The organism is Citrobacter sp. wls619 (assembly GCF_005281345.1).
Classification (GTDB): Bacteria; Pseudomonadota; Gammaproteobacteria; order Enterobacterales; family Enterobacteriaceae; genus Citrobacter.
Map to the genome: position 1 here is coordinate 168,143 of NZ_SZXJ01000078.1, position 18,350 is coordinate 186,492.

Below are 18,350 nucleotides of genomic sequence, written 5' to 3' on the forward strand. Positions count from 1 at the left end.
CCCCAATACATGTATAGTCGTGGTTAATGTGATCCTTACCATTTAATGGCAAATCTTTTGCGAAAGCCCCTCCAGCCACTAGCAACCCCAAACACACAATCACCTTTCTGAATTTCATAAGATTTCCCCAGCCAATAAAAAACCCGCACATCATGCGCGGGTTCGTTTGGTGTTTTGTGGCTGTGAGTGCTAGTGCAGGGTTACTCCTGCTGTGGGTTTTCGACAACTGGAACCACCAGCCCTGAGTTAAGCGCCAGCAGTTCGGTGTAAATCTCTGCTTTGAGTTCCTGCCGGGTGAGTGCGACGGTCATTCCTATGTAACTCTCCATCGTGCTTGTTTTCGCCAGCAGGCCACCATTCATATAGGCGTGTCCATCAGAGCGAATTTCGAACGTTGTCGCCCCGGTTCCATCCCACGCCATGTTCCATTGACTGTAGTGATAGGCGCTAGTTGCCCCTCTGACCTGATATAGATTATCCCGCGTGTCTTCGTTCAGATATAGCGGAAATGCCGCGATTGCCGAACCACCACCATTAAGATTGTAAGTCCCCCCCCATTGCTGGAACGCCTGCGCCGCCTGACCATGAACAGTGGAGTTACATGTAATCTGTGTTCCGGCGTTAAGGCTTATTGCCCCAGCGGCATGCGCCTCTATCGTACCAGCCTCGTGCGCAATCTGCGTTTGCTGGTTGGTCGCCCATGATACGCGATACCCTGACGTTGATTGGTCTGTGTAACCAAAGTACGTATTTCCCCACGTCGTCCCGGTATAGGTAAACGCGTCGTCCTGCGCCGTAAAATCCGTTCGTTCCCAAAGCGCTGACCAGTCCACGTCGTGGCCGTCAATCTCCAGACCGCCAGCAAAATTCACAGTCTTATCGAACGTTACCCCGTCCTGGTTGGCGTACTGGTCTTTCACTCGCTCCCATATGCTCAGCACTACTGATTGGCTCTGCTCAATCTTCTGTAGCTCTGAGTGAAGAACCTTAATCATTTCCGTCATATCGGCTGGAACGTTTAATTTTTCCAGTCGGTAGACAGTTGGCGGGGAGCTGGTTAGCTGTGAGTTTTGCGTGGAGCTACTGGACGTAGTGCGTACTCGTGTCTTGCTCCTGGTCGCTGCATTGGCCTTTGCCAGCGCCTTAGCTTGCTGCGGGTTCATTAGAATGCCCTCCCCGTGCTCTTGATTGTGAAACTAACACCCACCGGAATAGAGCCGCTGCCAGCAATTTCCAAACGATAGGCGTGAGTCTCACCCTCAACTCTCCAGGTAGTTCGGCGCTGTCCTGATAGATTGGCTGTCTGTGTATCCCACGTGTAACCAGAATCCGGGTTATCACTGCGGCCCAGCTCAACAGTGATATCGTTCGCGCCTTTTCCGTTTAGGTATGCCTCGGTAATCATTGAGCGATAGCCAGTGTTAAACTCAAGCCCTCTACGCTCTGCGTAGCACTGCAAGTCTTGCTGGGTCATGATTCCCACGCCCCCCGAAATAATGTTTCTCACCTCCGTTGACCCGTAGTTCAGGTAATACACGCCACCAGCAGCAGATGCCCCAATCATGGTTCCCTGTGCCGTTTTCACGTCACCGCTGTCCCATGTCACGTTTGCGTCATCCCATATAGTGTCATCGTCATCCCACACAGTTGGGGAGCTAACTGGTGCTATTGGGCAGAAACATGCGTCGTTGATATAGGGGAGTGTTTTTCGTGACCACGTTTTTTTGACGTAGTTATAGGTGAGCGAGGTTGTTTTGGCGTAATCGCCCTCGGCCTGGTCTGCGCCGTACATCATCACCCAAATCTCTGACAGTTCCGGGTAATTGAGTAGGCGAATCATCCCCCGCTCGTGCGTTGATACGTAGTCAGCCAGATATTCTTTTACCGCCCCGTCAGCCACAGACACCCAGGACACGGAGTCGTGCTTCACCACGTCCGACCCGGTAAACACGTAGTTGTAACCGTGTGCGTTCACGCAACAGCCAATATCCAGGCACCCTAAATCGCTGTATACCAACTTAGTGATAAAGGGTGACTGGTCGTTGCCGCTGGGCGTTAGTGAGTATGTCTCGCGCTCGGTGTACACATACAGGGTGCCGCCGTTCTCCGCTGCGTCCGTTACCTCGTAATTGCTGCTCAGATCCTGCCAGCCTGCGTACCCGTCAATTACTGCTGACGCAAAGTCCTCCGGAGTCCTGTTTGCTGCTGTATCGTCCCAGTTTATTGGTAGGCTGTTTTCCTGAGCGAATCCAGACCACCTCACTCGCGTTGGGTACGGCACGTCCTGCCCGCCCTGCGATTCTTCAACCGTTGAGAGCAGTAGCAACCGGTTATCGAACGATACTATTTTTTTACACGTCCAGCGCCTGTCCTGAATATCCGGTGTCCCGGTACTGTCCACGACAGTTTGCTCACCCCATCCGGTTAGCGCGTCGAAGCCGTCCCAGTCGTACTGCTTGGCTATTGGCGCGGAACCAGTGACGCCAAAAATCTGACAGTTGTTAATCTGGCACTTGTAGCTAATCCAGATATCGTCAATCGAAAAACCTGTGGCGTAGTTGTCGTCAGACGTTACGGCGAGCTTTGCGAATTCCGCAGTAATCATCGACTGCTGCCACACGCAGACGTCGTCACCGTCAACGCCCAGCCCAAACAGAACTTTTGCTCCGGCCGAGTAGAAATCAAACATGACTACGTCAATCAACCACAGTGGCTGCGGTTGGTAGACTCCCGAACTATCAGTAGTGTAATACTCGCAGAGCTGATTCCCGAGATACTGCGTTATTTCACGTCCATTGAACCGGATGTTGACGGCGTCCGTAAACGCCGCATCAGGGAGCATTGTCGGGTCACCGTCGAGCATTAGCCCAACGGAGCCGAGTTGCTGAATATTTGGTTTTGTCATGCTGTACGCACCCAAATATAAGCACCGTAATGAAGCGGAGCAAACCCCTCTGCGGCAGTACCCAACGAAACGGCGTTTCCAGAGAATGTTGCGTTGTGCACATGCCCACCAGCCGACGCGGAGGGCTGATCTCCCCCGAACCCGGTATTGCCCATCACCGATGATTCAAGATATTTTTTCGCCTCCTTCCCTTCGCCGTAAGCGGGAAGGTCGTGCACGTGTTCACCCTGAGTGTCCAGCGATACGGTGCCAGTCGGGGTGATGGTTTCCGCAGATATGTTTGCCCGTGTCACGATGGCGCGACCATTAATCCCCACACCAAAACTGACAGACCCCCCATCCGCCGAAGATTTCGCAGTTCCAACCCCAGCAAGTAAGCCCGTTACCGCCGACCATGTACCAAACCCTAAAATATCAACCGGGTTACGGGTGTCGGTAAAGCTGATGAACGGTGCGCCTACCGGGTATTGCAGTTGCTGAAACAGCTTGAACGTCATTAATAGGTCGGTGTTGCTGTTGGCCTGTGTCGTTGTTGGTGTCCCTGCCGCCAGTGCCGCTAACGTCCCATCGTCTTTTGTTGGGTCGGTTAGGTTGAAATTACTCAGTGCACCAGCCGTGGCGCTGTTATCAATCCATGGGGTGTTTAGGGTGATGTTGTTGATTTGGTCCGGTGTCCCGGTTATTGGTGCGGTTGCGTTCGGAATTGTGTTCTGAACGGCGCTCTTTATCCCCCTGATGTGATCGTCACCGCCGCTGACAAAATCCGACTTTCCTACAGGCCAATCCGGGTTGAGCTGGCTAATATACGTGGCATTCTCAATGGGCATTATTTCTTATCCTCCAGTCGGTTTACGCGGCGATCAACGTCTACGATTTCCTGCTGCTGCACTCTGATATCAGCGCTTAGTGACTCAATCTGCGCCTGATCCGTCTTTGCCATGGCGCTTGTGTCGTCGATAACCTGTTGCGCGTGACCAAATGAGAACGCGACGCCAAAAATGGCGGCAACGCCAGTGAACCCCATAAACTTCAACAGGGAGTGAGTTTTGTCGTTAGAAGTAGCCACGGCGTTTCACCTTTGCTGTTCCGGTTTTCTTGAATTGGTCGCTAACGGCGTTTAGTTCCTGTACCTCTTTATCAGCCATTGCAGACCATGAGTTAGCTGAGTCGCTATCGCGTGAAAACATTGCGCAGTATGCCAGGCCATACCAAAGCAGGGCGTTTTCTGCTGCGTCGGTGTAGGCGTTAGTCTGGACACCTTGAGAAATGCGCGGGGGCTTTTGATAACCGGTTATCGTTACTGACGCGGGTTTTACCAGTTCAATATTATTGCCGTTGGTGGCGTAGTGGAAATCGTACCCCGCCAGCTCCGGGCGGTTCGCCAGCGCTACGCGCAAAGCCGTAACGTCTGCATAACTGGTTGCAGTCCCCACCAACTCAGAGATAGTGACGCTATCAACCGTCATGAACTCAGACATATCAATACTAACTGAGTCGGTGTTGTAGGTTACTGTTTTGCTCATTGCGCCGATTTTTAGCTCGCTATCCAGCTTGGTTTGAGCAGCGGCGATAAATTGCGGAATGGCGTTGATGGTCTGACTATCGGTGCGTCCTGACCATGATTTGATATTTGACACCAGGTCGTTGTATGTAGTGCTCATAATTCACCCTCAAATCCGTCGAACATAGCCCCTAGTAAGTAGCAATAGGTCTCATTTCCCTCGCCCTCTCTAACAGGCACGCCAACCATTGAGCATATTTCAAATGCTGTATGCGCCAACTCATGCACTAGCGTTGACTGCTTTCCGCTGTTTACGCACACCAAAAAACGACGCTTTCCGCGATAGTAGATATACCTACTTAGCCCCGAGGAATATTTATGATCCTCGCAAACCTCCAGTCCCGCCGCCTGATGCGCCTCGCGCCAATCATCAAAACCCCGACAAAGATATACCCACCCATTACCGAACAACGGCACCTTCATTGATGGGAGATCGGGCCATTTACTTTTCATAATTCACCTGTAAAAAAGGCTGGCATTTGCCAGCCTCCTGCTTATGCGTATTTGAGGGTTTTCTTTTCATCGCGGACAACGTTCATGATTTTTCTCACAACATTGCCCTCTGTGGTTTGCGGGATTGGCCTCCCGGTCAGCGCCTGGGTGATGTAGTCGATAACTACCCCTTGCGCGTCGGGTTCCAGATCCACAAAATCGAGTTGCTCACCCCCCCCTGTTGCTTCACGCAGTGCGGCTACACCTGCGTAGCAAATAGCCGCTAATTCAATAATTGTGATTCCTCCTTTCATTCAACCTCCACCGGGTCTGTTGGCTTTCCCTCGATCCATGCGGAGCGCCATGGGTTAGCGTGTTCCCAGCCAGATTCCAGCAGGAACGCCACTTCATCGGCGTCGCCAAGCTCAGGCAGGTCTTTGACGCGAGGCTCACCAAATACAGCCTCTTGCCAATCTTCCGGGTTGTAGATAAGGACGGTGCCGTTATTCATTATTGGATTGAACATCACCATTACTGTTTGCCCAAAGGCATCCGTCAGGGTGCTGACTTCCCAGCTCACTTTTGTGGAATCTTCGAATACGCGGACGCGGTTACCGTTCTCTCCGGTCTTCTCCTGCATGCCGGAAATGGTGTCCGACATATCCATAGATGCCATGAGAATCTTTGGCTTCGCGCCAACGGTTTTCAGGCGCTTTAGAGCGTCTTTAATGTCATCTTCGGTGGGGGTTGCAGAGGCAGAAACGATATAAGTTTCGACATTTTTAAGTGGATCGCCAGAAATGGTGGTGCCGCCGTCGGTGCTGGAAATCAGGTATTTTATACCCGCCGCAGTTGCTGCGGTTGGGTTGCCGTCAGAGTCATTAGCCGGAGCCTTTGCGGGGCCATTGTTGAACATTGCCCATTCAAAATCGGCTTTCAGTTCGGTGGCGCGTTTTTGGGATTGTCGATCAAGCTGCCCTTTGCCTGCATAGTATGCCTGGCGTTGAGCTTCACTGGTTACCGCTAAACCCAGAATGAGCTTTTGGGTGTAGTTTTCCAGCATGGTGGTTTTGCCGTAGGACTTTGGCACATCAGCCCATTGAACGTTTTCGGGATAGGCGTTTGCACCGGGCGCTTTCAGGCTATCAATCTGCCATTGGTGGTGCTGGTTATCTACTTTCTTTTTGCCGATGGTGGACCAGAACATAGTCTGTTCAGGGTCTAGCATGGCGATGTCGTTGGCTACTTCGCTTTCTACGCCGACGTGGTCATAAGACCAGAGTGTTAAGGCTGCCATTCATATAGGCCTCCTTTGTTGGGCTTCTTGCCCATATCCTGAGGATCGTTGAAATGATTTTTTGCATTAAATCGTCGCGATTAGATCATTGATTTTTGTTATATGTCAATTTATTTTTTTTGCTGCTGCCTCTATTTCCGCCCTTTCCTCCCTCCCAACCACACGGCGAACCACGGCGCGTGTCACTTTTTGTGCTACAGCTCTACTAACTGGCGCAGCAACAGCCCCAACCGGACCACCAAACATAAATCCCGCCCCCACTTGTGCAGCCGTATTATCCAGCGCCTTATCAGTCATTGTCTCATCCCTCACCCCCGGCAATGACGCTCGAATAGCCTCTAGCTGCTCATAAAGACGCATAGCCTTCGCACCGCGTTGCGCGGCATCATGCGTGTGCGTCATAGCCCAATAAATAGCCCGTTCATCTTCGGGTATATCAGACCATTTTACGCCATTAGCTTTAATGCCTTTTGCGTCATTCATAACCGACTTAACGTTTTTTTGTATCTTGTCTAACAGTTTGATTTTATGGTCTAAAGCTGTCTGCACATTCCTCTCGCCAGCGGCTCGGGCTTCCTGATATTCCGCTGATGTAAGCGATCTCTCTTTAGACAATTCTTTATCCAGCCTTTCCATTGCGGCGGTGTAGGCATCAGACACCCCGGCGCGGTGCGCTGCCGCCTGCTTTGCTGAAACATACCGCCTCATTTCAGGGTTTAAAATCCCTTTAGCATCTAGCCATTGCAATGTGTCTGGGGCGTCTTTTACCGCCTCAAGTAGTCGCTTTATATTGACGTGCGGTGACGTTTCAAGAAATCGCTCTAACTCAAACTTTGTGCCATGTATGTATGATGCGAGCGCATTATAAAACCGCTGTGACGACACATCTTCACCTGAATCTATTTTAGTGATCAGCTCGTTAAGCGGGTCATGACTGGCTCTCATGACTTGCTCAAATTGACCATAGCCAGATAACTCAGGGTGCTCATCTCCGGGAAAAGGCAGGTGTGGGTTTTCGTAGTCTTCTGTAAACTCCCTGAACTGCTGCAATGCCTGCTTAGCCGTCATCCCCTTTTCTGCTGTATCAGTTTCTTTCAGCCCGTTAAGAGCGTAGCTCTCGGCCTCGACACCCACCAGCCTATGCGCTATTTTTTGGTTATATTCATCCAACCATTGCGCCTGCTGAGCCGTTAGCGCGTCAACACGATCCGTTTGGCGCTGCCCTGCCTTTATCGCCTTTTCTGCCTCTTGCTCTCTGCTAACCTCCGTTACTGGGGATTCATCAACATACTTTTCAGCGTTTGCAATATCCTCAGGCGCTTCTACATGCCCCAAACGCCCTTTTAGGTATTGAACTGCAGACGGCGTAAATCGCTCTAATACAGGTGCGGCTAACTTTCCTACCGTGTGGATAACCCCAGGTAAAACCGCTGCCGTCGCCATGTTTGTAGCTACATCATTATTTTTTCCATCAACGATGTTTTCAGCCTCGGATTGCACCCCTGCCGTAGCTGCATTAAGCACCGAGTCAACACCCGCTCGCGCCACCCATGACAACCCTCGTGCGCCCGGTACAACAAACCCCGCCGCCACGTCACGAACGTCATGCTGCAATTCAACTGGTACACTATGCGCGTAATCGTTGATGCTCGCTGCCATCTTCGCTTGCGTCGCATTACCCTTGCCACCTACTGCCTTATAGATTTCAGGGTAATCCGCAAAATCCATTGGTGTTGCGTAGCCCTTTTGCACTGCTCTCTTCGCAATGTCGGTATCACTGGTTCCGTCAGGGATGTTATTCATCGTAAAGCCGTTTGGCAGCTCCATTGAGAAAGGCATTAGTAATCCCCGCTGCTCTGTTTAGGTTGTCCTGCGTTCTCGCCAAACTTACGAACCTCTGGCGCTACACGATTAACGTACTGCTGCGCGGCCTGCGTGGTCGTGATTGTGCCGTCATTCAGCGCCCTGATTGTGTCAGGCGAAACATGAAACGCAGCCACCAGCGCACCCATCACCTCTGGATTGTCCAGATCGTATCCCTTCGATTGTACCGTGTCCTGTACGTGCTGCATGTGGCTCTCTGCCTGAGCAGTTGCATTTTTCTTCGTCAAATCAATCATTTGTTGTCGGTCTGCGTCTGTCATACCCTCGCCAAGAAACGACTTAACAGCCCCATACGCCTTATCCACCATGCCCGTTGACATTTCACGCTGCACAGCATGATTTTGCGTGACTCGCGGCGACAAGTTAGGCGACTCGCCAACCTGAAATTGCATAGCGCGTTGCGTGTCACCTCCCGAGTTGTAAGGCGCTGCCGCTACTTTTTGTGCGGCTTCCAGCACCTTATCAAACATCGCTGTTTGAGCGCTCTCACTGGTTCGCAGGTTTTTGGCGCTGGCTATCTGCTGAATGGCCCCCTTTAAAATCGCCCCGTGATAAGCCCGCCCCGCCGCCGCGATGTAAGCAGCTCTCTCTTGCGGGTCTGTAATTTCCTGCGGCACTTGGACCTGCGCCGGATTGAATGACGCATTTTGCAGTGTTGGCTGACCACCAGCCGCTAATTGCTCGCCAGCCTGCGCACCCTGCTTAGCCAATGCTGAGATACGTGCACTTCCTGCGTTCTGCAGTGCGATATTTTCCATCACCCCCTCATGTCTCATTTGGTCATTATGGAAAACCGCGCTCTGCTCTCTCGCTAAACGCCCCTGTTCCATCTGGTCTTTATGAAACCCTTCGCGCTGCTCTCGATCCGCTTGACGCTCTTCCGTGTCAACCTGCCTGTCTAACGCTTTCTGCATACGGTCTGCTTCTTTGTCCAACTCCTTGTTATCGCCCGTTTGGTACCAGTTCAGAATCGCTGGGGCGCTAAAGCCCTTCTCGTGCAACTCCATGATGTAATCGCCACGCTGTCTCAGGTCGTAGCCGTGGTCATGCACCGCCAGCGCCGCCGACATACCACCAGCAATACCCGCAGCGGCGTTACCCGTCACCAGAGCCGTTACCAGCCCCATAAGGCCTGACGCCATCCACATTTGATGTGATATCTCTTCTTCACTTGGTGGACTTACCTTTGGAATTCCGTTATAAGCCGCCTGTGCCTGCTCAATGAGCTGTTGAGTCTGGATTACGTACGGGACGTTGCTACCCTGATTGGGTGTCACGCTCTGCCCGTGAATCGCATCCATGTTGATTTGCAGGTTTTCATTCTCGCGTTGTTGCTGCAGGTCGGTTACGGCTGTCATTTGTTAGTCTCCACTAATTTTTGACCTTTCATTGCTTTGCTCATGGTCTGCTGGTAACTGGAAGACTTAGCCCCAGCCCCTTTTGGTTTACCCATTGCTTTTGCTTCTTTGTAGTTGTTGCTCATGCACGTATAAATCAGCTCTTCTCCGCGCTGCTGCGTTATTTTTCCGTCTAAAACGCTCTGGTATATCTCCTTTAAAACCCCATCAATCTTGTCTGTCTTAAGTCCGAACATGGGGTAGTTTTCTGCCATCGTTTCCGGTGACATAGAGCCACGAAATTTCATGAGGTCGGGAACGTTGTAATTAGCCTCCGGCGTTTTCGTCCACATGACCTCATTAGCGTTCGGGTCGTATTCCTGTTGCCACCCTTCCTGCTTTGCCCATTGGTATTTGATGGGGTCATTCTCTGCCGTGGTTCCGGTGGTATTGTGCGATGCCAAAATCTCACTGGCTCTCGTGTTGTACTGCTCAAATAGCTGGTCAAACTGCTGGTTAATATTCATGGTTTCTCAGTTTTTTATTCTGCGCCGGTCAACTGGCCAACGCAGTTTTGTAGTTGATTGTTCTGTTACAGCAGGTTTTTAAATCCACTCAGCCCTTGTAGCGGGTCACCGCCTGCCAGCCCCTCCACCTCGTTAATTACCGAGCCGTTAGATCCTGCGCTGGCCTGAACTCCATGACCCGACCCACCCAGCGGGGCGCGTTGTTGGTATTTCGGGGTCATTGCCGCCTTTAATATCCCTGGCATTTGTTTACTCAGCGCCTGCATTGTCCAGTCTTTCAAACCACCGAAAACAGAGTCACCGCCAGCCATGGAGGTTGCGCTTACCCCTGATGCGAGTTGGTCTATCGTGGAGTCGGCAACCTTAGCCACATCAGCCGCCGAGTCTCCCATGCCGAGAAACTCAGCCACATCACCACCAGCCTCTACAATTGCCGAACCAGCCGCCGATGCCATTTCTTCGATTGATGCCATTACCATAAACCGCCTCCCGTTCCGTTCGTTGTCGACGTTGTGTCGGTTGTTGTGTCAATTCCTGCTGCTGGCAGTATTTCTTGCATCAATACAGAGAAATCAATCAAATCCATGTTGTTGTTAATCATGTCATTCTTGCGATTATTGTTGGCAGTCTGCTGATTAAACCACTGCTCAAATAGCCCGGCGTTAAACTGGTTTTTCTCTCCAGACGCCGCCATTTTTGTCCCGGTCTGGAATATTGAGCCGCCAGCACTTAGCAACTGATCCAGAAGACCCACCTCACCTGACATAGCGCCAGTTGTCAGGCCAACGGAGCCTTTCAGAATCTTCATAGCAAGGTCGCTTTCCTGAGTGACCATGCTATTAGCGCCGCTCGACAATACGGCGTTTCTCGCGCTATCAGCCGAGCTACTGCCACTTACAGCAGTTGATGCCATTGTTGATTGAGCGGTATTGCCGAACTCCGCACCCATTTCACTGTAAACGCTATCTTCAATTGCACTGTCTTGCGTATCCATGAAGTCGCTAGCGCCGTTGTACAGCCCCGTAACGCCGCTCATGAACTGCGTCTTGCCGTTACCCTCTAATAACCCCTGAATTTCCCCTAGCGCCTCATCAACCAGGCTTGCGCCGCCTTTAGCGATAGATGTACCCGTATCAATGGCCTTTCCGCTTCCTGCTCGCTCCAGCGCTGCTTGCTCTGCCGGAGTCAGGCCGGATACGACGCTATTCTCGTAGTTGATACCGCTGTAGCTGCTAATGAAGTCATTCACTATTGGCTCAAGAGCATCGGCAAGCCATGACGTTGTGTGGCTGGTTGAGCTTGATGTGCTGCTTCCGTTACCCGTAATGAGCCCCATTATTTGTACTTATCCCCCCACACCTTCTCACCGAATGACAGTCCGCGCTTCGCCTGCGGCTGCTCTGCTTTGGGCTGAGTTCGTGGCGTTTTCAGTGCCATGGTTGTTTTCTTCTGTAGTTTTTTCGCCGCCTCTTCACGTCCGGCTCGGTAAATCATTGCGTCCCTCACAATCTCCATGAATGCCGGGCTAATTGCGTCAGCGTATGCCGCCTCCGGCATCACCTTTTTAGCCAGGGCATCCACGGCGATGATGTGCTCGCGCTTCCATCCCGCTTTTGTCAGGGCCATTACGGTTTGCTTGGCGTTGTGTTTGCGCGTCCGGTTAATGGCGTTATCACGAAGGGTTTTCTCTTCGCTGGCGATCGCTTCCAGCTCGCGCTTTCTACCTCTCGCGTCGCGGAGTTGCATGTGTGCCGCCTGGTATTGCTGTGACGTCAGCTTTCCTGATGCAAGATGCGCCTCCAATTGCTCAATCTCTTTGTCACACTCAGTTACCGCCAGAAGCATTGCGCGTTCAAGCTTTTCGCCGTGCTCATTGACTGAGTCAGCCAGCGGGGCTACGGACTGGTTGTATCGCTGGTTTGTCTCCAGTTCGCGTAGTGCGTTTTCAACCTGCTCCGGCGTGTATTTAGTGCCTGAAAACTCATAAAACTCTACGCCGCCGTCCCCTTCGCCTTCTCCAGAATCTCCCTGAGTCGGGGTGCCATCGTCGGTGATACCGATAGCGATTTCCTCTGACTCTCCAGATGGTTTTCCATCTCCCTCTGTGCTGCTCGGTTCGATTTCTTTTGCCTGTTGGCGGTTTGTAGCCCGAAGTACAGCCTGTGCAAGAGCTGACCGTCCGATTCCTCCCACGGCAGGCGCTTTGCTTTTGTTTTCGGTGTTGGTGTTTTCATTTTCCATTTCATGCCTCTTGGGTGTTGTCGATGCGCTCTTGTTCCTGCGCGTTCTTGGTTACTTCGTTTGCTGAGTTCTGCTCCAGCTCCTGAGCCTTGAGCAGCGTGTCAACCATGCTGATTTTGGTTTCCGCGTCCATCTGCTTGATGGTGGCAAGGTCTTTCAATGCCTCGTTTAGTTTCTTGGCAACATCAGCCTTCATGTCACTTACTTTGGCCTCTGCCAGCCCGGTAGCGGCGATTTGCTCGCGAGCTTTACCGATGGTGATTAGTGCCGTAATGAGTTGCTCAACCTTTGACGGTTTCGGCATATCTTCAGGTGCGGTGATATAGCGGCTAACGTCCTCCTGCCCGGTAGCAACCCGGAGATAATCGGCGTAGATGTTGTATACGTTTTCAGGCTGGAAATTTTTCGGGAGCGTGCCGAGCTGCGCGGCTGTTTCATACGCAGATTTAACATTAGATGCGGCCTTGGCTGCGTCATAAACCGACTTAATGTCAGCAGTCAGGCCAATGTCTGAACGAATCAACTTGAGCGGGATGTGATCAGAACCAAGCTTCACGGATGCGCCGATTTCCTGCATAACCATCAGCAACTTGCGATACAACGGAATAACGAACGTCTCCGCTATGGTTTCTGCGATCTGGTTCTCATTCAGTTCCTGTTTGTCCTGGGTCAGTGCAATGGCTGTTCCGGATGCCTGGCTGTTTTCTTCCAGCGCCTGAGCCTGTCCGGCACTCCCCTGAATGGTCGCCTGCACATCCTCGTTAATCTCTTCATTAAGGAGTTGCATAGCGTTAGGAACGTCCGTTCCCTGTAATTTTTGAATGGCGTTAGGGCTGCGAACGTTATACGCCGCACCGGGACCACGATCATTCAGGAACACCGCAAGGCCGTCAGGCTCCATGTTGTTTTCCTGATAGGTATATTCCCCATATGCCGCACCGTCTGCGCTGCGCTGAATGGCTCGCATCGCACGCGTTTTGTTGGTTTGCGCGGTGATGCACATGTCATAGAGCGACTCTGACCACGCAGAACCGGAGACAATCGACATACCACCTAGAATCAGTGGGTTAACGTCAACTTTCTCTTGCAGCAGAATATCTGTATCGGTACTGACAACGTGCCATAACTCAGGTGTTTTCCCTTGATAGCATCCGCGCCAGTAGTGGTGGGTGATTGTAATTTCGCGGTTGTACTCGCTGTACGACAGGTTAGGCGCGTCGATATCTGAATTCATATCATCGACAACCAGCAGTTGCTTACTGGTTCCCGCAGTGGAATCAAGCGCCGACTTTTCACCTTTGGCGAGCTTGTTTTTTGGATAGCCGCGCATCTCCCCCTCAGCAACTGTTATCAACTCGCGATAGGCCGAATAGGTCGCGTCGTCGGTGTTTGTTGCCCTTGGGTGGATGTAGAAATCGGAGAAGGCGATCAGATTGAGGACGGGAAACTTGATTGTGCGAGTCCCTTTAATCCAACCGGTTACGGTCTGGTCGTCATTGACTGTGATTTCCTGGTCAATGTTGTACCCAGCCTTCATGATGACAGCCGTTTTCACCACCAGCTCGTGAGCCGGAGAATTGTCAAAGTCGTACCTTTCCGTTTCAAACAGCTTTTCGTCATAGCCAACACAGGCGACCTGATTACCGGTTATCAGGATCTCTTTGATTGCGGCCATGTAGAGCAACTTTGAGTTATTCACCTTCATTGCGGCGGTGTGCACTGCTTTGGTGATCGCCTTTGCCAGCTTGCCGCTGGTCAGGTCATCACTATCAAACGTTACCGGGCTGCGATTGCTATTGGTAAACAGCGCAAGCACTGTCGGGTAAATACTTTCAAATGATTCCCACATCACGCGAGAGGCGCGAATATCGGTGTCATCCGTTTTAGGTGGCACTTCGCCGCGATACGTCTCGTATGAGAGCGTATAGCGCCCTGTCACAGCCTGCTTGAATGTATCAGCCGCCTGAAACTGCGATTGCAGCTCGGCTAACAGTTCGTTTTTGTTCACAGTTTTTTGGCTCCCGCTTTGCTGTACGCCCGCATTGCGCGTTTGTAAGGTGATTTGGAGTGATCAACAGGTGGTTGTATTTTGCGTTTAGCTCGCAGCATGGTTACGCCGTCGAATTCCACGCGAGTTGAGCAATAACGCATAGCGTCAAGATGATGGTTGTTTTTGTCGGACGGCACGGTCTTTTTACCTTCCTTAACCCACTGATACAGGCGCAACTCATGCAGCAGGCCAGTACAGGTGTTAAATATTTTCAGGTCGTTATCCTGGAACCACTGAGCAAGGAGGGAGATAGAGCCCTGCAGGGTTTTGCGATTGGTATAGCCTGGTAGTTGCGTTTCGTGTAACTGCCACGCGTCCGGACAGGTAAGCGCCCCGACATCACGCATAACCTCTAAGCGAGTCATGTTGGTTCCTGCCTGCTGCCCGTTCCCGTCAGATGGTGAAATCACACGAATAGACGGCAAACCAAGACCAACAAACTCCACAGGTTCCTTTCCGGTTGCTTCCTCCCAGTCCTCCGGGGGTAGGTCGATGATTTTTCTAGCCATGTAGTCAGGCATGTGACTATTGAAATACACCTCAGACTCAGGAACGCCGTATAAATCCTCCCCTTCGCTACTCCACTCCTGAAACACGTACTTTTTTCCCGTTTCCGGGTCGTATGCCACGAAGAGAATGATTGATGGATCAGCGAGGCCGGAGTATCCAAAGTCCAACCCAGCCAGTACCAGCCAATGGTCAGGAATCTTGAAAGGAGTGCAGGTTATTTGCTCATCACTGTACGGGTAGATAGCACCCACACCGAGAACCGGTACACCCTCACTGCGCATCTTGCGTTGCCAGTATGGAATACGAGCCTCCATTGACTTCCGGCGCTCCGGTGTGATGTGCGGCGCGTCATTCCAGGTGGCGTTCTGGAAATATATCTCCCCCGTCTTATCGTGTTTGCACTGGTTGTAGAAATCAGTTGCGCCAACCTCCGGTGTTGCAGTACATGCCACGCACCCCTCGGTATTAGTGGTTCGCGTGGTGCATTGCGCGATTAATTCCGCCTCCTTTTCGCTTTGTTCATCAACCCATATATACATGACACGCTGACCCATGAAGACCTTCTCATCCTGGGTGGAGCTATAGAAATGAATCTCTGTCTGTCCACCCGTCGCATCCCATACACGGAACGACTTGACCGTTTCGCCATCAGTAATAAAGCTGTCAAAGTCGATACGTTCGCGAGGAATGGAGCCTGACCCCATCTCCTTACGCTTACGAGCGTCATTGGTTCCAAGCAATTCTTTTTGGAGCACTTTGCGGGTAGCATCAGTTGAGATGCCGATAGCCCACATGATGCGGGTGTCATCTGATGCGCGATCACAACGGAAGCCAGGCCACCACACCGGATACAGCGCCGTTGCTTGAATCGCAAACTCAACCGCTTCTCCGTATGTCTTACCAATCTGGTTGGCTGCTGACAGGTAGCGGAGCAAGTAGTTTGCACCAGAACGAAACCAGCGCATCTGGTACTGATAGGGTTCAAAGAAATCCAGCTTGTAGAACTTGTTGAAATGCGCCGCCAGCCGAAGCAAGTGAATATGCTCGCGCATCTTCCCCTTGCCCTGAGACACGATCATCACCGCCAGTGATCGCACACGGTCACGATATTCTCTGGTTGTGAACTCCGGGCGCTCAGTCACTGCTCACCCCTTTCATCACATCACGCTCAATGGCGTCGAGATCTGAATCAGAGAGATATGCATCCGACTGCCCAGCAAGCGCCGCCCTTGACTTATCGGCTAGTGTTGGAGCCAGCGATAGCAGGCGTGTTGCGGTTGTGGCTAGGTTGGCAAATGCAGTTGCCTTGATGCCGGGAGACTCCAGGCGGTCAAAGATTTGTGCCATTAACCCCCCGCGCTCAACGAACACAGACACTTCGTTGTTGAGTGCGTCAGCACGGCGTGACATAGCCAATGTTTCCAGGTGGGCTGCGTAGCGCTCAAAGTGCCTTTGAGTTACCACGCCCTTGCGAGGGGCAAAGCCAAGCTTGCGCATCTCCCGGAGTTGAGCCTTGCTCACTTCGGATATTGCTTGCTTAACCTGTTCTCTGCGTAGTGCGGATTTTTGGATCTGCTGCTCTTTGCGAGCATGTGCAGGTTTACTACTCATCACCAGCTCTCGCTAGTGCTTGGGCATCCGACCCATAACCTGAGGTTCGTTAAAAAAAATATTTCTGCGACTTGAGCAAGTGAGTGCGGATTAGGATTCGCGCCTCAGAGAAACGGCTCAAGAAACAGAAGTGACAAAGGTTCAGCCATTTTCAAGGCAAACCAATGTCACTTAACTCTCTGGAATTCTCGTCTCGGGAGGGTCCGTATACGAAGTTTCCAGCCTATCCGCACCGACCAAGGCGTGGTAGATAGGTGATGCAACGTTAGGGCTTATCCTGTCAGCCCCGCCAGGTGTGCACCATCAAAGGAGCCTGTCCCGGAACTCAATCCGCGAGACTCTTAAACTCTGATACGAGTCACCTGTGGGGCTTGGCGATCCAGATACCCCACTTCCCTTACCACGCCTCTGCAACCAGGCTAGTGACAGCCGTCAACGCTAAACGTAGCTCTACACCAGACACAAACCTCATGAGATTTGATAGCCCGTGCAGCAAGCCAGAACCCCGGCTCCCTTTTATCGTAAGACAATCACCCACTAAATGGTCAAGATTTATTTTGCTGTGAAGATGTTAAACGTCTGTGTATTCCAGCCAATACAGGCAAACCAATGGGGTAAAAACATTCCCCAAAACTATTTTTATATTGTTGTTTTAAAACGAGTTTATTTTTTGCTAAATCTTTACTATCAGACAAACAAAAACAAATCCAACCATTTGAATTTAATGATTTTTTATTGCTTGTTCAGCTGATGCGCCGCTTTCAGCGTCAAATATCCACTCCAGATCCGGGTGAGTGTTGTCATCCAGCACAGCGCGCCAAATATCCATGCCATCAGGGCAAAATAGCCTGGGAACAGGCAGCCCAGCACAAACAGCAAAATGGTCTCGGTTCCTTCGGTCAGCCCGCCCAGATAATAAAACGACTTATGCGCATAACCCGGATTATCAATCTGGTGTTTCGCCGCCAACGCGGCAAAGGCGAGAAAACTACTCCCCGTTCCGATAAAGGCGAACAACAGCCAGCTGCCGGCCAGCGCATTCAGATCCGGTGCGGCCAGAATAAAACCAAACGGCACTAAGGCGTAAAAAAGAAAGTCGAGCGAGATATCGAGAAACCCGCCGGCATCAGTAAGCCCCCTGCGCCGCGCCAGCGCACCGTCCAGTCCATCAAACAGACGATTTAGCACGATGGCCACCAACGCCGCCGGATACCAGCCTAAAGCCAGAAACGGCAGCGCCAGCACGCCAATGGCAAAACCTACCAGTGTCAGGCCATCCGGCGTAATTGCGGGCTTATCGATAACCCGCACACAGCGATGCAAAAGCGGTTTTAAGCGCGGATGAAGATGCCTGTCAAGCATGTGGGCGTCCTTTGAAGGTGTCGCACAGTCCCTGAGAGGGGATATCGAGTGCGGCATTAAAGCGCGCCGAGAGATTCTGGAACGCAATCAGCGCGGTCATTTCAGTAATGGCATCCTCGGAAAAATGCAGCTTCATTTGCGCTTTTAATGCCTCATCAACCCGAGGCGGCGTGGCGGTAACGGCATCCGCATAAGCCAGTGCGACACGTTCTTCTTCACTGAACAGCGTCGATTCTTGCCAGGCAGCAACCTGCAAGACTTTATCCAGTGCGCCACAGCGTTCAGCCAGACGTAAACTGTTGGCATCCACACAAAAGGCACAATGGCACACCTGAGAAACGCGGGTCATTAGCAATGCTCGCATCACCGGCGTTAAGCGCGCCCGCTTACGCTCCAGGAAGCCAACAAATAGCGCCACCAGCCAGAACAGAAATGGCATTCGCCCCCACCAGCGCGTGGGATGTAGCACATCGCCATAGTGTTTTTTCTGTGTTGCTACAAGCGGTTTCAAACTGGAAGGGATACGCGTCAACGGTTTTACCCATGACTGAGGTTCATTCAACGGTTGCTCCTGAATACTTTTGGTCAAACCCATGGTTAACTATATTATGTCATTTTCTGCTGTTAGATCTT

At 51.7% G+C, this 18,350-nt stretch carries 18 protein-coding genes; all 18 read right to left on the reverse strand.

Features of this window, described 5'->3' with window-relative positions:
* Positions 1-200 precede the first annotated feature (200 nt).
* The 18 genes from FDX19_RS15535 to FDX19_RS15620 all read right to left on the reverse strand — a co-directional run bounded on the left by FDX19_RS15535 (position 201) and on the right by FDX19_RS15620 (position 18,279).
* On the reverse strand, positions 201-1,163 hold the full coding sequence (locus FDX19_RS15535; RefSeq protein WP_137383402.1) for a hypothetical protein: 963 nt from the start codon (positions 1,161-1,163) through the stop codon (positions 201-203).
* The gene (locus FDX19_RS15540) at positions 1,163-2,905 is read right to left on the reverse strand and encodes a hypothetical protein (RefSeq protein ID WP_137383403.1); all 1,743 of its coding nucleotides are present in this window, start codon (positions 2,903-2,905) and stop codon (positions 1,163-1,165) included. The genes FDX19_RS15535 and FDX19_RS15540 overlap by 1 nt, the downstream gene beginning before the upstream one ends.
* Complete coding sequence (locus tag FDX19_RS15545) at positions 2,902-3,732, reverse strand: hypothetical protein (protein ID WP_137383404.1); 831 nt, start codon at positions 3,730-3,732, stop codon at positions 2,902-2,904. The genes FDX19_RS15540 and FDX19_RS15545 overlap by 4 nt, the downstream gene beginning before the upstream one ends.
* Entirely contained in the window at positions 3,732-3,971 is a 240-nt protein-coding gene (locus FDX19_RS15550; RefSeq protein WP_137383405.1) for a hypothetical protein, read from the reverse strand. The genes FDX19_RS15545 and FDX19_RS15550 overlap by 1 nt, the downstream gene beginning before the upstream one ends.
* Entirely contained in the window at positions 3,958-4,566 is a 609-nt protein-coding gene (locus FDX19_RS15555; RefSeq protein WP_137383406.1) for a hypothetical protein, read from the reverse strand. The genes FDX19_RS15550 and FDX19_RS15555 overlap by 14 nt, the downstream gene beginning before the upstream one ends.
* Before the next feature lie 394 nt (positions 4,567-4,960).
* Positions 4,961-5,212: a hypothetical protein gene (locus FDX19_RS15560; protein WP_137383407.1), complete on the reverse strand. Its 252-nt coding sequence runs from the start codon at positions 5,210-5,212 to the stop codon at positions 4,961-4,963.
* Positions 5,209-6,195: a DUF5309 family protein gene (locus FDX19_RS15565; RefSeq protein ID WP_137383408.1), complete on the reverse strand. Its 987-nt coding sequence runs from the start codon at positions 6,193-6,195 to the stop codon at positions 5,209-5,211. Before FDX19_RS15565 ends, FDX19_RS15560 begins: the two co-directional genes overlap by 4 nt.
* A gap of 105 nt (positions 6,196-6,300) precedes the next feature.
* Positions 6,301-8,034, reverse strand: coding sequence for a hypothetical protein (locus tag FDX19_RS15570; protein WP_137383409.1), 1,734 nt, complete (start codon positions 8,032-8,034; stop codon positions 6,301-6,303).
* On the reverse strand, positions 8,034-9,437 hold the full coding sequence (locus tag FDX19_RS15575) for a hypothetical protein (protein WP_137383410.1): 1,404 nt from the start codon (positions 9,435-9,437) through the stop codon (positions 8,034-8,036). Before FDX19_RS15575 ends, FDX19_RS15570 begins: the two co-directional genes overlap by 1 nt.
* A complete protein-coding gene (locus FDX19_RS15580) occupies positions 9,434-9,943 on the reverse strand; it encodes a hypothetical protein (protein WP_137383411.1) in 510 nt (169 codons plus the stop codon). The genes FDX19_RS15575 and FDX19_RS15580 overlap by 4 nt, the downstream gene beginning before the upstream one ends.
* A gap of 65 nt (positions 9,944-10,008) precedes the next feature.
* Positions 10,009-10,422, reverse strand: coding sequence for a hypothetical protein (locus FDX19_RS15585; RefSeq protein ID WP_137383412.1), 414 nt, complete (start codon positions 10,420-10,422; stop codon positions 10,009-10,011).
* Positions 10,416-11,279, reverse strand: coding sequence for a hypothetical protein (locus FDX19_RS15590; RefSeq protein ID WP_137383413.1), 864 nt, complete (start codon positions 11,277-11,279; stop codon positions 10,416-10,418). The genes FDX19_RS15585 and FDX19_RS15590 overlap by 7 nt, the downstream gene beginning before the upstream one ends.
* Entirely contained in the window at positions 11,279-12,184 is a 906-nt protein-coding gene (locus tag FDX19_RS15595; protein ID WP_137383414.1) for a hypothetical protein, read from the reverse strand. The genes FDX19_RS15590 and FDX19_RS15595 overlap by 1 nt, the downstream gene beginning before the upstream one ends.
* A 1-nt stretch (position 12,185) precedes the next feature.
* Positions 12,186-14,192, reverse strand: a complete 2,007-nt coding sequence (locus FDX19_RS15600; RefSeq protein WP_137383415.1) for a hypothetical protein — start codon at positions 14,190-14,192, stop codon at positions 12,186-12,188.
* Positions 14,189-15,886, reverse strand: a complete 1,698-nt coding sequence (locus FDX19_RS15605) for a terminase family protein (RefSeq protein ID WP_137383416.1) — start codon at positions 15,884-15,886, stop codon at positions 14,189-14,191. The genes FDX19_RS15600 and FDX19_RS15605 overlap by 4 nt, the downstream gene beginning before the upstream one ends.
* Positions 15,879-16,355, reverse strand: a complete 477-nt coding sequence (locus FDX19_RS15610) for a hypothetical protein (protein WP_137383417.1) — start codon at positions 16,353-16,355, stop codon at positions 15,879-15,881. Before FDX19_RS15610 ends, FDX19_RS15605 begins: the two co-directional genes overlap by 8 nt.
* 732 nt (positions 16,356-17,087) lie before the next feature.
* On the reverse strand, positions 17,088-17,717 hold the full coding sequence (locus FDX19_RS15615) for a CDP-alcohol phosphatidyltransferase family protein (RefSeq protein WP_137383418.1): 630 nt from the start codon (positions 17,715-17,717) through the stop codon (positions 17,088-17,090).
* Entirely contained in the window at positions 17,710-18,279 is a 570-nt protein-coding gene (locus FDX19_RS15620; RefSeq protein WP_137383419.1) for a carboxymuconolactone decarboxylase family protein, read from the reverse strand. Before FDX19_RS15620 ends, FDX19_RS15615 begins: the two co-directional genes overlap by 8 nt.
* Between the last annotated feature and the right edge of the window lie 71 nt (positions 18,280-18,350).

Coding starts and splice junctions, on each gene's coding strand:
- FDX19_RS15590 (WP_137383413.1), bottom strand. CDS start 11,279: ATGGGGCTCATTACGGGTAACGGAAGCAGCACATCAAGCTCAACCAGC.
- FDX19_RS15555 (WP_137383406.1), bottom strand. CDS start 4,566: ATGAGCACTACATACAACGACCTGGTGTCAAATATCAAATCATGGTCA.
- FDX19_RS15565 (WP_137383408.1), bottom strand. CDS start 6,195: ATGGCAGCCTTAACACTCTGGTCTTATGACCACGTCGGCGTAGAAAGC.
- FDX19_RS15610 (WP_137383417.1), bottom strand. CDS start 16,355: ATGAGTAGTAAACCTGCACATGCTCGCAAAGAGCAGCAGATCCAAAAA.
- FDX19_RS15585 (WP_137383412.1), bottom strand. CDS start 10,422: ATGGTAATGGCATCAATCGAAGAAATGGCATCGGCGGCTGGTTCGGCA.
- FDX19_RS15535 (WP_137383402.1), bottom strand. CDS start 1,163: ATGAACCCGCAGCAAGCTAAGGCGCTGGCAAAGGCCAATGCAGCGACC.
- FDX19_RS15575 (WP_137383410.1), bottom strand. CDS start 9,437: ATGACAGCCGTAACCGACCTGCAGCAACAACGCGAGAATGAAAACCTG.
- FDX19_RS15615 (WP_137383418.1), bottom strand. CDS start 17,717: ATGCTTGACAGGCATCTTCATCCGCGCTTAAAACCGCTTTTGCATCGC.
- FDX19_RS15595 (WP_137383414.1), bottom strand. CDS start 12,184: ATGGAAAATGAAAACACCAACACCGAAAACAAAAGCAAAGCGCCTGCC.
- FDX19_RS15580 (WP_137383411.1), bottom strand. CDS start 9,943: ATGAATATTAACCAGCAGTTTGACCAGCTATTTGAGCAGTACAACACG.
- FDX19_RS15560 (WP_137383407.1), bottom strand. CDS start 5,212: ATGAAAGGAGGAATCACAATTATTGAATTAGCGGCTATTTGCTACGCA.
- FDX19_RS15570 (WP_137383409.1), bottom strand. CDS start 8,034: ATGCCTTTCTCAATGGAGCTGCCAAACGGCTTTACGATGAATAACATC.
- FDX19_RS15540 (WP_137383403.1), bottom strand. CDS start 2,905: ATGACAAAACCAAATATTCAGCAACTCGGCTCCGTTGGGCTAATGCTC.
- FDX19_RS15545 (WP_137383404.1), bottom strand. CDS start 3,732: ATGCCCATTGAGAATGCCACGTATATTAGCCAGCTCAACCCGGATTGG.